This is a genomic window from Quadrisphaera sp. GCM10027208 (assembly GCF_042658805.1).
In the GTDB taxonomy this organism is placed as follows: Bacteria; Actinomycetota; Actinomycetes; order Actinomycetales; family SCSIO-59966; genus SCSIO-59966.
Genome location: NZ_JBHSRC010000007.1, coordinates 19,882 through 32,597, shown reverse-complemented (window position 1 = coordinate 32,597; position 12,716 = coordinate 19,882). Strand labels below are relative to the sequence as shown.

General features: G+C 73.6%; 11 protein-coding genes. 2 read left to right on the top strand and 9 right to left on the bottom strand.

Going from position 1 to position 12,716, the window contains the following annotated elements; all coding sequences use genetic code 11:
- Positions 1 to 9: 9 nt before the first annotated feature.
- Together ACFP6A_RS11735 and ACFP6A_RS11730 are read right to left on the bottom strand one after the other, a co-directional pair.
- Positions 10 to 1,818 (bottom strand): ABC transporter ATP-binding protein, encoded by a 1,809-nt coding sequence (locus ACFP6A_RS11735; RefSeq protein WP_379603747.1) that lies wholly within the window; start codon positions 1,816 to 1,818, stop codon positions 10 to 12.
- A complete protein-coding gene (locus ACFP6A_RS11730; protein ID WP_379603745.1) occupies positions 1,815 to 3,698 on the bottom strand; it encodes an ABC transporter ATP-binding protein in 1,884 nt (627 codons plus the stop codon). The genes ACFP6A_RS11735 and ACFP6A_RS11730 overlap by 4 nt, the downstream gene beginning before the upstream one ends.
- Positions 3,699 to 3,813: 115 nt before the next feature.
- Here ACFP6A_RS11730 and ACFP6A_RS11725 point away from each other — a divergent pair, with 115 nt between their 5' ends.
- Entirely contained in the window at positions 3,814 to 4,443 is a 630-nt protein-coding gene (locus ACFP6A_RS11725; protein ID WP_379603743.1) for a TIGR03085 family metal-binding protein, read from the top strand.
- Positions 4,444 to 4,463: 20 nt separating this feature from the next.
- Here ACFP6A_RS11725 and hisF read toward each other — a convergent pair whose 3' ends face one another.
- Complete coding sequence (hisF, locus tag ACFP6A_RS11720) at positions 4,464 to 5,225, bottom strand: imidazole glycerol phosphate synthase subunit HisF (protein WP_379603741.1); 762 nt, start codon at positions 5,223 to 5,225, stop codon at positions 4,464 to 4,466.
- 48 nt (positions 5,226 to 5,273) lie between these two features.
- On the opposite strand from hisF, the gene ACFP6A_RS11715 reads away from it, so the two are divergent.
- Entirely contained in the window at positions 5,274 to 5,831 is a 558-nt protein-coding gene (locus ACFP6A_RS11715; protein WP_379603740.1) for a hypothetical protein, read from the top strand.
- Between the two features lie 200 nt (positions 5,832 to 6,031).
- Here the strand turns inward: ACFP6A_RS11715 and ACFP6A_RS11710 are convergent, their stop codons facing one another.
- From ACFP6A_RS11710 to ACFP6A_RS11685, 6 genes are all read right to left on the bottom strand, one after another.
- A complete protein-coding gene (locus ACFP6A_RS11710; protein ID WP_379603738.1) occupies positions 6,032 to 7,183 on the bottom strand; it encodes a ring-opening amidohydrolase in 1,152 nt (383 codons plus the stop codon).
- A gap of 74 nt (positions 7,184 to 7,257) precedes the next feature.
- The gene (locus ACFP6A_RS11705) at positions 7,258 to 8,193 is read right to left on the bottom strand and encodes a carbamate kinase (RefSeq protein ID WP_379603736.1); all 936 of its coding nucleotides are present in this window, start codon (positions 8,191 to 8,193) and stop codon (positions 7,258 to 7,260) included.
- 158 nt (positions 8,194 to 8,351) lie between these two features.
- On the bottom strand, positions 8,352 to 9,152 hold the full coding sequence (locus ACFP6A_RS11700; RefSeq protein WP_379603735.1) for an SDR family oxidoreductase: 801 nt from the start codon (positions 9,150 to 9,152) through the stop codon (positions 8,352 to 8,354).
- 50 nt (positions 9,153 to 9,202) lie between these two features.
- Positions 9,203 to 10,108 (bottom strand): NAD-dependent epimerase/dehydratase family protein, encoded by a 906-nt coding sequence (locus tag ACFP6A_RS11695; protein ID WP_379603733.1) that lies wholly within the window; start codon positions 10,106 to 10,108, stop codon positions 9,203 to 9,205.
- A 132-nt stretch (positions 10,109 to 10,240) separates the two neighbouring features.
- Positions 10,241 to 10,972, bottom strand: a complete 732-nt coding sequence (locus ACFP6A_RS11690) for a UPF0158 family protein (RefSeq protein WP_379603731.1) — start codon at positions 10,970 to 10,972, stop codon at positions 10,241 to 10,243.
- A gap of 5 nt (positions 10,973 to 10,977) precedes the next feature.
- Positions 10,978 to 12,639, bottom strand: coding sequence for a hypothetical protein (locus ACFP6A_RS11685; RefSeq protein ID WP_379603729.1), 1,662 nt, complete (start codon positions 12,637 to 12,639; stop codon positions 10,978 to 10,980).
- Positions 12,640 to 12,716 lie beyond the last annotated feature (77 nt).

The window sequence follows — 12,716 nt, the reverse complement described above, 5'->3', positions numbered from 1 at the left end:
TGGCCGCTCTCATGCCGTCCGCTGCTGCGCCGCCCACGACTCGTGCAGCCGGGCGTAGACCCCGCCGGCGGCAACGAGGTCCTCGTGCCGTCCGGTCTCCACGACCCGGCCGGCGTCGACGACCACGACGAGGTCGGCGGCCTCGGCCGTGGACAACCGGTGCGCGATGGTCACCGACGTGCGCCCGGCGGTCACGCCGTCCAGGGCGCGCGCGATGCGGACCTCGGTCGCCGGGTCGACCGCCGAGGTGGCCTCGTCGAGGACAAGCAGGTCGGGGTCGGCGAGGTAGGCGCGGGCGAGGGCGACGAGCTGGCGCTCCCCGGCCGACAGGGACTCCCCGCGCTGGCCGACCGGGGTGCGCAGGCCGTGCGGCAGCCCCTCGACCCAGTCCCACAGGCCGAGCTCGGTGAGGGCCGTCTGGATGTCCGTGTCGGTCGCGGTCGGCCGGCCGTACCGGATGTTCGCCGCGAGACTGGCGTCGAACAGGAACCCCTCCTGGGGCACCATGACGACCCGCTCCCGCAGCGAGGAGAACCGCACCCGGCGCAGGTCGGTGCCGTCGAGGAGGACCCGCCCGGTCGTCGGGTCCATCAGCCGGGTGAGCAGCTTGGCGAACGTCGTCTTGCCCGACCCCGTCTCCCCGACCACGGCCACCTTCGTGCGCGGCGGGATGGTCAGGTCGACGTCACGCAGCGCGACCGCGCCGCCCGGGTACCGGTACCCGACGCCCTCGAAGCGGACGGTGATCTCCCCGCGCGCCAGCACCTCGCCGTCCGGGCCGGGGTCGGCGACGTCCGCCGGGGTGTCCAGGACCGCGAGCACCCGCCGCCAGCCGGCGATCGCGTTCTGCATCTCGTTGAGCACCTCGGTGGCCGACACCAGCGGCTGGGTGAACAGCTGGGCGAGGAACAGGAACGCCAGCAGCTCCCCGAGGGTGACCTGACCGGCCACCCCCAGCAGGGTGCCGCCGACCACGACGACCGCGATCGCCAGACCGGAGACGAGCACGCCGCTGGAGAAGGTCAGTGCGGTGACGATCTGGGCGCGGACGGCGTCCTTGCGGTGCGCCTCGACCGCGGCGTCGACGCGGCGCTGGGTGCGCTCCTCCACGGCGTACGCGCGGATGGTGTCAGCGCCGACGACCGACTCCGAGATCGCGCCGAGCATGTCCCCGACCCGCTCCCGGACCCGGCCGTAGGCGCGGCTGACGACCTGCTGCATCGGCCGCACCGCGAGCAGGAACGGCACGAGCGTCAGCCAGACCAGCACGGTCAGCTGCCAGGAGTACACGAGCATCAGCACGCTCGCGAGCACGATCTGCCCCACCGACAGCAGCAGGATGAGACCGCCGAACTGCAGGAACATCGAGATCGTGTCGACGTCGCTGGTCACCCGGGAGACGAGCGACCCGCGCCGCTCGGTGTTCTGGGTCAGCACGGCCAGGTCGTGGACGTGCCGGAAGGCGCGGGTGCGCAGCCCGGCCAGTCCCGCCTCGGTGGCGGTGAACAGCCGAACGTTCGTCAGGTACGAGGTGACCCCGGCGAGCACGACGACGAGCGCGGCGGCCCCGGTCAGCCAGGCGACCCGCGCGACGTCCGGGCCACCGTCGGCGAGCACCCCGGTGTCGATGGTCTGCTGGACGGCCAGCGGGACGACGACGCGACCGACCGTGCTCACCGCGGCCAGGGCGAGGGTCCAGCTCAGGCCGCGGGTCATCTCCGGCGACAGCTGCAGGCCGCGACGGACGGTGGCGATCATCCCGGGGACAGCGGCGGAGCCGATCCGGCTGCCGTCGGACGGCGACGTGACGGCGCTCATGCCGGCTCCTGCGTCGCGGCGGCCCGGGCGGCGTCCCGCTGGGCGGCCCGCTCCTGCGCGTCCCGCTGGTAGGCGGTGACGAGCCGGGCGTAACCAGGACTGGTGCGGGCCAGCTCCTCGTGCGCTCCACGGGCGGCGACCCGGCCCTGCTCCACGTAGATCACCTCGTCGGCCAGGGAGATCGTGGCCCGGCGGTAGGCCACGACGACGACCGTGGTGCCGAGCCCGGAGGTGCGCAGCCCCGCCAGGATGGCGGCCTCGACCCGCGGGTCGACCGCGGAGGTGGCGTCGTCCAGGACGAGCAGCCTCGGGCGGCGCACCAGGGCCCGGGCCAGCGCGATGCGCTGTCGCTGCCCGCCGGAGAGAGTGGCGCCGCGCTCCCCGACCTGCGTGTCGAGCCCGTCGGGGAGGGCGGCGACGAACCCGTCTCCCTGGGCGAGCCGCAGCGCCGCCCACACGTCCTCGTCGGTGACGGTCCCCTGCTCCTCGAGGCCGAGAGTGATGTTGCCGCGGACCGTGTCCTCGAACAGGAACGTGCCCTGCGGAACGAGCGCGGCGGTACCGGCCACCTCACCGCGGGCCAGGTCGGCGAGGTCCACGCCGTCGAGCAGCACCCGGCCGTCACGGGGGTCGACGAGGCGTACCAGCAGGCCCGCGAGGGTGGACTTGCCCGAGCCGGTCGGCCCGACGACGGCGACCGTCGACCCGGCTGCGACGTCGACGGTGACGTCGTGCAGGACGGCCGCCTCCTCGCCGTCAGGGCCGGTGTACGCGTAGTCCACCCCGCGCAGCCGCAGCTCGGCCGGGCCGTGCGCCGGCACCCGCCGCTGCCCGAACGGCAGGCTCCCCTGAGCCTCCAGGACCTCCGAGAGCCGCTCCCAGCCGACGACGGTGCGCGGCAGCTCACCGAGCACCCAGCCGATCGCCCGCACCGGGAACGCCAGCAGGGTGAGCAGGAAGGCGACCTGGACGACGTCCCCCGGGCCGGCCGCCCCTGAGCGGATCCGGATCGTGCCGACGAGCAGGACGGCGAGCGTGCCGAGGGTGGGCAGGGACTCGATGAGCGGGTCGAAGACACCCCGCATCCGCCCGACCGCGACGTTGGCGTGCCGGAGCCGGTCGGCCTCGGTGCGGAACCGCTCGGTCTCCTCGGTCTCACGGCCGAGGGCCTTGACCACCAGGGCGCCGTCGAAGCTCTCGTGGGCGACGCCGGAGACCTCGGCCCGCAGCTGCTGGGCGAGCATGACCCGCGGCGACATGTACCGCTGGTAGACGAGGTTGGCCAGCAGGATGGCCGGCAGGACCAGCAGGCCGATGACCGCGAGCACCCAGTCGGCGGCGACCATGGCCGCCCCCGCAACGAGCAGCATGACGAGCACGCCCAGGGCGAACGGCAGCGGCGCGAACACCTGCCAGGTGGCCTCGACGTCGGCGTTGGCGTTGCTCAGCAGCCGGCCGGCCGGGTGCCGGTGGTGCCAGGACAGCGGGAGGCGCAGGTACTGGCGGGTGATCCGGCGCCGGTAGCGGGCCTGCAGCGCGTACATCGTCGTGCCGGCACCAGCCCGCCGGACGACGACGCCGACCGCGGTGACCACGGCGATGAGCGCGAGGACGCCGCCTGCCCGCCAGGCGTCCGCGGCGGTGACCGTGGCCTCGCCGGTGAGGGCGGGGGTGATGACCTCCTCGGTGACCCGGCCGAGCGCCCACCCGGTGGCGGCGGTCGCCGCGCCGTAGACGGCCGACCCGGCCACGGCGACCGAGAACAGCAGCGGCTCGTCCCGGATACCGCGCCACAGCACCCGGACCCCGCGACGCAGCACCCCGCGCCGCCGCGGGCGGCTGCCGGGGCGGGGCGGGTCAGCGGTGGCGGTCTCGGGCACGCGGCAGTCCTTCTCCGTCGGGCCGACGGGGGTAGGGAGAGTCGAAGAGGGTCCCCATCCTCGCACAGTCATGGGACGACTCGCCGGCCGGTGCCGGGGACGGCACGATGTCCCGGTGAGCCTTGCCAGCGACAGCCGTGCCGCCCTGGCCGACGCCCTGCTCGACGTCGGCCCCGACGCCCCCACCCTCTGCGAGGGGTGGAACGCGCGCGACCTGGCCGCGCACCTCGTCGTCCGGGAACGTCGCCCCGACAGCATGGTGGGCGTCGTCGTACCACCGCTGGCCGGCTGGACCGAGCGGGTGCGGCGTGAGGCCGCGGCCCGCCCGTTCACCGAGCTCGTCGAGGAGGTGCGCACCGGTCCGCCGGCGTGGAGCCCCTTCGCCCTGCCCGGCCTGCGGGACGCGGCGAACACCGGCGAGTTCGTCGTCCACCTCGAGGACGTGCGCCGCGCGGTGCCGGACTGGCGGCCGCGGGAGCTGTCCGAGGCCGACCGGAACGTGCTGTGGCGGATCGTGAGCCGGCAGGGGCCGATGCTGTACCGGCACTCCCCCGTCGGCGTCGTCCTCGTCGTCCCGGACGGCCCGCGCCGCCGGGTGCGCCGAGGTGACGTCTCCGTGGCGGTCACCGGCCAGCCGGAGGAGCTGCTGCTGCACGCGTTCGGGCGGACCGGGCACGCGCTCGTCGAGGTGACCGGCCCGGACGACGCGGTCGACCGGTTCCGCGGGACGCCGCTGGGGATCTGAGGTCTGCGCAGGATCCGGGGTCAGCGCACGGGGTGGCCGGCGGCCCGCAGCGCCTCCTTGACGTCCCCGACGCTCAGCTGCCGGAAGTGGAACACGCTGGCGGCCAGCACGGCGTCCGCACCCGCCTGGACGGCCGGGGGGAAGTGCCCGGCGGCGCCGGCGCCACCGCTGGCGATCACCGGGACCCGGACCGCCGCCCGCACCGCCCGCACCAGCTCGAGGTCGAAGCCCTCCTGGGTGCCGTCGGCGTCCATCGAGTTGAGCAGGATCTCCCCGGCGCCGAGCTCGGCGACGCGGGCGGCCCACTCGACGGCATCGATCCCGGTCCCGGTGCGCCCGCCGTGGGTCGTCACCTCGAACCCGGCGCCGCCGTCGGTGCGCCGCCGGACGTCGAGGGAGACGACGAGCACCTGGGAGCCGAACCGGTCGGCGATCTCGGCGACCAGGTCGGGCCGGGCGACGGCGGCGGTGTTCACCCCGACCTTGTCGGCGCCGGCCCGCAGCAGCCGGTCGACGTCCGCCACCGTGCGCACCCCGCCGCCGACGGTCAGCGGGATGAACACCTGCTCGGCGGTGCGCCGGACGACGTCGTAGGTGGTCTCCCGGTCCGCGGAGGAGGCGGTGACGTCGAGGAAGGTCAGCTCGTCGGCGCCCTCGGCGTCGTAGCGGCGGGCCAGCTCGACGGGGTCCCCGGCGTCGCGCAGACCGGTGAACCGCACGCCCTTCACCACCCGGCCGGCGTCGACGTCCAGGCAGGGGATGACGCGGACCGCCAGAGTCATGCGGTCAGCCTACGGTCGGCGCCGCGGGTGGCTGCCTACCCTGTGCCGGTGCCAGCCGCAGACGTCGCCGCGCTCGCGGCGCGGGTCCGCCGCAGCCCGCCGCGGGCCGGCCGGACCCGGGTGGTCGCGGTCGACGGGCCGAGCGGGTCGGGCAAGTCGACGCTGGCCGACGCGCTCGCCGGGGCGCTCGGCGGCGCCGCCGGTCCGGTGCCGGTGGTCCGGATGGACGACCTGTACCCGGGCTGGGACGGCCTGGCGGACGCCGTCCCGCTTCTCGTCGAGGGGGTGCTCGAGCCGCTCGCCCGGGGCGAGCCCGGCCGCTACCGGCGGTTCGACTGGGCAGCCGGGCGGTACGCCGAGGCGCACGACGTCCCGGCCGGTGACGTGCTCGTCGTCGAGGGTGTCGGCAGCGGCGCCCGGGCGTGCGCGCCGTACCTCTCCCTGCTCGTCTGGGTGGAGGCGCCGCGCGCCGTCCGGTTCGCCCGGGGGATGGCCCGCGACGGGGACGCCTTCCGTCCGCACTGGCAGCAGTGGGCCGAGCAGGAGGCCGCACACTTCGCCGCTGAGGGCACCCGCGACCGCGCCGACGTCCACCTGTCTACCTGACCGCCACCCCTCCGTGATCATGCAATCCCGCCACCCCGCACGACCCACCCCCGACCACCCGAGACCCCCCTGTTCGTGATCATGCAATCCCGCCACCCTGCACGATCCACCCCCGACCACCCGAGAACCCCTGTTCGTGATCATGCAATCCCGCCACCCTGCGGCGAGGGTGGCGGGATTGCATGATCACCGAGGAGGGGTCAGGCGGAGGGAGCGCTCGGCGCCCGGTACCCGGTCGGCTCGCCTGCGCCCAGGTCCACGATGGCCGCGACGGGGCCTCCACCGTCGGGGCCCTGGTGCGCCGCCGAGACCGAGACGAACACGGCAGGGTCGCCGGTCACCGCGGCGGTCACGCCGCCCACGGCCGCCTTGATCTGCCGGTGCCAGTGCACGTCGGAGTCGTCCAGCATGGCGTTGCGCCGGCCACGAACGGTCCCGTCCTGGCTGGCCTCGCACTTGAGGAACACGTTGACGAGCCGGCCACCGATGTCGCTGGGGTGCGGCCGCTCGGGCAGGTCCAGGCCGGCGTCCCGGATGGCCTCCCAGATCCCGTCGGCGTCCAGCGCGTCGCGCATCACCGAGTGCCCGATCCGGTACCGGCCACCGACGCCCCGGGCGTTGCCGACCACGACGACCTGGGCCCGGTCCAGCTCCACGCCGGAGGAGCACGACGCGACGGCGGAGTACAGGTCGCGGTTGTGCATGACGTCCTCGTCAGTCGGCATGTCGATCTCGCCGAGGGCGACGGCGATGCCGAGCGCGGTGGTGCCGTTCGACAGGTCCATCGACTCGTGGGTGTGCTCGGTCCACACCGTCTTGCCGCGGGACTTGGCGTCGCGGATCGTGTGGATGGTGAGCAGCGGGGTCTTGGTCTGCACGTAGTGGACGTCGGCCGGGTCGGTGATGCCCGCCCGCTCCATGGCGACCTTGACGGCGTCCGCGACCTTGGTGATCATCGGCGTCCGGCCGATGTCCTCGGGCAGCAGCGTCTCGCTCATCGCGAAGCCGACGGTGAGCCGCGGCTCGTCGGTCTGCTCGGCCTGGTCCTCCGGAAGGGTGGCGAAGACCGTCGCGTGCGGGGAGATGACGCCGTCGGTACCGCCCGACCACACGATGGGAATCTGCTTCACCTCGTCCATCGAGCGGGTGCCCTTCTCGGCGAGCACCTCACGGAACGCGCGGTCGGCGATGATCCGGGTGTAGTCGTTGACCCCGCCGTTGCCCTCGGTCTTGCCGATGACCGCGATGACCCGGTCGGCGTCCATGACGCCGGTGTCGATGAGCTCGGCGAGACCGGAGGCGTCGGCGACGCTCAGGATCGGAACCTTGCGGACCTCGATGGGCTGTGGCACGTGTCCTCCTCGGTTAGGGGTTGGGTGCGGTGGTCGGGTGCGGTGGTCGGGTGGTGGTCAGGTCAGGGTCCGGCTCAGTCCGGCCGGACGACGGTGCCGGCGTTGCCGTCGAGGGCGTCGGCGATCCGTTCCAGGGACGTGATGACCGAACGGTGGCCGGACGCCTCGACGAACCGGCAGGCGGCCTCCACCTTCGGCCCCATGGAGCCGGAGGCGAAGTGCCCCTGGCCGGCCAGCTCGCGCAGCTCGCCGACGCCGACCTCACCCAGCGGCCGGGCCTGCGCGGTGCCCCAGCCCACGACGGCGTTCTCGACGTCCGTGGCGATGACGAGGGTCTCGGCGCCGACCGCCTCGGCCAGCACGACCGCGCCGAGGTCCTTGTCGATGACGGCCTCGACGCCGCGCAGCGACCCGTCCGGCTCGCGGACGACGGGAATCCCGCCTCCGCCGTTGGCCACGACGATCATGCCGGCGTCGAGCAGGGCCCGCACCACGGGGGCGTCGAGGACCTCGAGCGGCTCGGGGCTGGCGACGACCCGCCGCCATCCCCGCTCACCGCGGTCCTCCCAGGTCTGGCCGTGGGCGATGAGGGTCTGCGCCTCGTCGGCGGGCAGGTAGCGTCCGACGGGCTTGGTCGGCCGGGTGAAGCCGGGGTCGTCGCGGTCGACGAGCGTGCGCGTGACGATCGCCGCGGGTCGCCGGTCGGAGCCGGCCGCGGTGAGGGCGCGGTCGAGGGCGTTGAGCAGGATGAAGCCGATCGTGCCCTGGGTCTGGGCGCCGCACCAGTCGAGCGGCACGGGCGGGACGACGCTGGCGGCGATCTCGTTCTTCACGAGCAAGTTGCCCACCTGCGGGCCGTTGCCGTGAGTGAGGACGACGTCGTGCCCGGCCGTGACGAGGGTTGCGATGTGCCGAGCGGCAGTGGTCACCGCGGCGATCTGCGCGGCAGGTGTGGCGGAGCCATCCGCGGCCGTCATCGCGTTGCCCCCGAGGGCGACCAGGACTCGCATGCCCGCGACGCTAGGCCATCCCGATCACCGGCCGTGACGGCAGCACCTGCCGGTCGGCGGCGGTTTTCGTTGGCAGGTTGGGTGGCGGAACTGCATGATCACGGGTGGGTCGTGCGGGGTGGCGGGACTGCATGATCACGGGGGGGGTCGTCGGCGGGTCAGTGGACGAGGTGACGGGTGAGGACGGCGCGGACGTCGGCGGACGGGCGTCCCAGGAGGGCTCGTAGGACCAGCGACCCGGCGAGCAGGCCGTGCTCGTCGTAGGAGGCGAACATGGCGAGCAGCCGGCGCCGGGGCTCGGCAGGCAGTGCGGCGCCTGGCCCGGCCGCCCACTCCCGCGGGTCGGTGCGCCGTGCACGCACCGGGCGTCCCAGGACCTCGGAGGCGACCGCGGCGACGTCCGCGACACTCACCGCACCCGGCCCGCCGAGCTCGTAGGTGGCACCGACGTGGCCGTCCTCACGCAGCACCGTCGCGGTCGCCTCGGCGACGTCGGCGAGGTCGACGAACGCGAACGGGGTCAGCGTCGAGTACGGCACCGCGAGCTCGGGCTCGGCGGCGGCGAGGCCCGGCAGCAGGTTCTGGGTGTAGGCGCACGGCTGCAGCACCGTCCAGTCGGTCCCGCTGCGGCGAACCAGGTCCTCGGCGACGGCCTTGTCGACGTGGTGCGGCATCGCCGGCGCGTACGGCTGGGCGACCGAGTGGTAGACCACCCGCCGGACGCCGTGCCGGCGCGCCGCGGCCAGCACCCGCGCCACGACGCCGGGCTCGTCCGGGTGCACGTTCGGCACGATGACGACGACCGCGTCACAGCCGGCCAGGGCGTCGAGCCCGCGACCGGTGTCGAGGTCGGTGCCCGGGCGGTGCAGTCCCCGGACGGCGACCCCGCGGGCGCGCAGCGCGGCGGTCAGGGCGCGCCCGGTCTTGCCGGACGCACCGGTCACCGCCACCGGCGCCACGTCGTCCCTCCCTGTCGGCCCTCCTGTCGGCACGTCGAGTGACACTCAGGTCACTGCGCGCCGGCCCCCGGGTCGGCCAGCACCTCGCGCCAGGAGTGCTGCGGGGTGAAGCCGAGCAGGTCGCGCGCCTTGTCGATGGCGTAGAAGGTCTCGTGCGGGCCGAGGTCCCGCCGCACCGGCACGCCGTCGTAGAAGCGCTGCCGGACCTCCTGGGTCGTGGCAGCCACGGACATGTCGGCGTTGGCGACGTTGAAGACCTGGTAGCCCAGTCCGTCGACCTGCAGGCAGCGTTGCACCATCTGACCGAGGTCCCGGACGTCGATGTAGGCGAACAGGTTGCGGCGCCGCAGTGACGGGTCGGCGAGGTAGGCGGGGAACGTCTCGGCGTACTCGTGCGGCTCGATGACGTTGTTGATCCGCAGCCCGTAGATGTCCGCTCCGGTGCGGGCCTGGAACGACCGCGCGGTGACCTCGTTGGCCACCTTCGACATCGCGTAGGAGTCCTCCGGCACCGTCGGGTGGTCCTCGTCGACGGGGACGTAGAGCGGTCGCCGCTCCCCCTGGGCAAAGCAGATCCCGTAGGTCGTCTCCGAGGAGGCGAACACGATCTTGCGCACGCCCAGACGCGTCGCGGCCTCGAGCACGTTGTAGGTGCTCAGGACGTTCGTCGCGTACGTCACCACGTCCGACGCGAGCAGGATCGCCGGCACGGCCGCGAAGTGCACGACAGCGTCGTAGGTCGGCTTCGTCGGCAGGTCCAGCTCCTCGGACGTCGCCAGCCCGGCGAGCGCCGAGTAGGTCTGGCCCGCGTCGGTCAGGTCGACGCGAAGGTCGGCGACCCCCGGGTGCCGCAGCGGGACGAGGTCGGCGTTGGTGACCTGGTGGCCCTGCTCGGCCAGGTACGGCGCGACGTACTTGCCGGCCTTGCCGCTGCCGCCGGTGAAGAAGATTCGCATGCTCCTTCATACCGCGAGCGCACCGGCAGCTCGGACCCGGGAGTGCCAGGTGTCCTCGTTGTCGTCCTGCGACTCCCGTGTAGTCCCTCGACTGCCCCTCCTCTTCGCCGCCTGTGCCACCAGCACGGATGACTACGTGACCCGTGTCGGCGTGTAGCCCTCGGCAGCCAACCAGCGACGGGCCCGTCCACGCTGGCGCTCGTTCGAGAAGTCGTACCACCGCGTCAGGAGCTCCGGCCGCTCCGAGAGCACGTCCTTGAACCGGCGGAACGCGCCGCGACCGCCGATCGCGTAAGTCAGCCGATCGGCGAGCACCGGGTCATCGAGCCTGTCGATGAACTCCACCATGTCGCGGTACCCGCCCCGAGACCCTTGGCACTCCACCCACAACCACCGCTCGTCCTCGTCGTCCTCGTCGTCCTCGTCGTCCTCGTCGTCCTCGTCGCGGATCTCCCCGATCTCGGCGGCGTACTCGAGGGCCGGCTGGGCCCACACCTCCCCCGTGGACAGGTCGACCCCGCCACCCCCGTAGACCGGGTCACCCTCCAGGATCATGGCGAGCTCCTCGAGGTCGACCGGCAGCGGTCGCAGCATCGGGGCGGGCCCAGACCCGAGTGCAGCGTCCAGCGCGTCGGCAAGCTCCTCGTCGCCGTCCCAGTCCCTCTCCCGCAGCGCGGCGACGCAGCGAGCAGCGATCTGGGCGGCGCCCTCGACGCCGTCCCGGACCGCAGCCAGCAGACCGTCCCCGATCAGCTGCAGCGCGTTCTCCGGCCACGGCTCGTGGCTCAGCGCGGCCACCAGGTCCTGGCCGTCTCGGCGGGCGACGAGCGACCGCCACCGCGTCATGGCCTCCGTGTCGTCCATGCCCGTCACCTGCTGAGGGTCCGGTCACGGTCGTCCACGAGCTCACGGCGCCGGCGAGAGACCAGCAGGGAGGGGTCGCCGAGCCGCAGGGACCCGTAGGTCAGGGACAGGTCGATCCCCGCGGCGCGAAGGAGCGACCGCGCCCGGTCGGAGACGGACCCGGAGATGCCGAAGTGGGCGAGCAGGTCGGCGCCGGTGACCCCTGAGCGGTGGGAGCCGACGGTGCGGTTCGCAGTAGCGACCACCCAGGCGACGGCTGCCGCTCCACGGGCCGGCGACGCCTTGCGCCGGAACAGCTTCGGGTCGCCCCGCGCGGCGCGGGCCAGGAAGCGGCGCATCGCGGTGCGGTGCTCGACGTCCAGCCGTGCATCAGCGCAGGCGTCGCACGCATCCAGGATGCCCTGAACCACCGGGTGGACCTCGTCGGGGATGCCGGTCCAGTCGAACTGCTCGTCGGGCAGCTGGTCGACGTCGAGTGCCATCAGCGCGTCGACACCGCCGACCTCGTCCGCGATGTACTCGATGTGGATCTCCTCGTCACTGAGCTGCTCGAGCCGGTCCGCCGCCAGGAGCGCCTCCCCCAACCCAGCCATCACCTTCTGGTGGTCGCCGCGGATCAGCACCTGGTACTGAGGCTCGTACCGGTCGACGGCGGCCAGCGTCTCGGCGGTCAGGTCCGCGCGGATGCCGTTGCGGTCGTGGCAGTAGCGGATCCAGGCACGCAGCAGGGATGGCAGCTTCGCCAGGTAGGACGGCTCGTCGATCACCTTGTGCGGGAACCAGTGGGTCAGGATCAGCTCGACCGTGACGGGGCTCCACCGCCACGGGTCACCGGTCGCGTAGCTGGTGCCGAACCACAGCACGCTGCCCAGCAGGTCGCGCTCGTCGTCCCGGTCCACAGGTGCCCCGAACGGCGAGGCGAAGAAGTCCTCGGCGATCGTCGCGATCTCCTGCTGCGACCACTCCTTGCGCCGGGGGGCGACGGCACCGGCCGGCAGCATCCGCACCATCCACTCGACGAGGGGACGGCACATCGGCCAGGTGTCCGAGGTGAGCGGCGGGTAGACGCGGGACCCGGCGCCGATGGCGGCCTCGATCACGGCGCGGGCCGTGGCCGGGTCGGTCCGCGTGAGCGACTGGTCCGGGTCGTCGGCCAGCTTGCCCACCGCGAGCACCAGGTCCTCCAGCAGCTCGGGGACGATGAAGGCGTCCTTGACCACCGTGCCGAGGTTGTGGTCGACGTACACCAGAGCCGACAGCGCGTGCCCGGAGGGCAGCGTGAGCCCCAGCAGGTAGTCGTCCCCGTCACCGAGCGAGTGGGTCATGAGCCAGACGTCGGGCTCCAGACGGGCGTGTCCGAGCGCGGCCAGCCAGTCGGGCATCGGATGGTGCCGCACCGCCAGCTCGCGGCCGATACGCGCGGCCATCACGTCGTCGGGCACCAGGTGCCGGACGGCGGTCAGCGCCGCCGTGGTCTCGGCGTACGGCGTCCCGACCAACGACTCCACGAGCTCTACCAGGCTGGTCTGCTGCTCTCCCGGGGCGAACGGGTCCTTGCTCCGCGGGTCCGTGACCTCCACCAGGCTGCTGGCGATGGCCAGCAGCTCCAGCGGCCCGTCCGAGCGCAGAGCGGCCCGCAGACGCTGGAACAGCTCCTGGTCGTGCACGCCGCCGGTCCGCCGCACAGCGCGTGGGGACGGGTGGCGCCGTTGCGGCTGTCGTCGGTGGCCTCGACCAGGCTTTT

Coding starts and splice junctions, on each gene's coding strand:
- ACFP6A_RS11735 (WP_379603747.1), bottom strand. CDS start 1,818: ATGAGCGCCGTCACGTCGCCGTCCGACGGCAGCCGGATCGGCTCCGCC.
- hisF (WP_379603741.1), bottom strand. CDS start 5,225: ATGACTCTGGCGGTCCGCGTCATCCCCTGCCTGGACGTCGACGCCGGC.
- ACFP6A_RS11705 (WP_379603736.1), bottom strand. CDS start 8,193: ATGCGAGTCCTGGTCGCCCTCGGGGGCAACGCGATGACGGCCGCGGAT.
- ACFP6A_RS11695 (WP_379603733.1), bottom strand. CDS start 10,108: ATGCGAATCTTCTTCACCGGCGGCAGCGGCAAGGCCGGCAAGTACGTC.
- ACFP6A_RS11690 (WP_379603731.1), bottom strand. CDS start 10,972: ATGGACGACACGGAGGCCATGACGCGGTGGCGGTCGCTCGTCGCCCGC.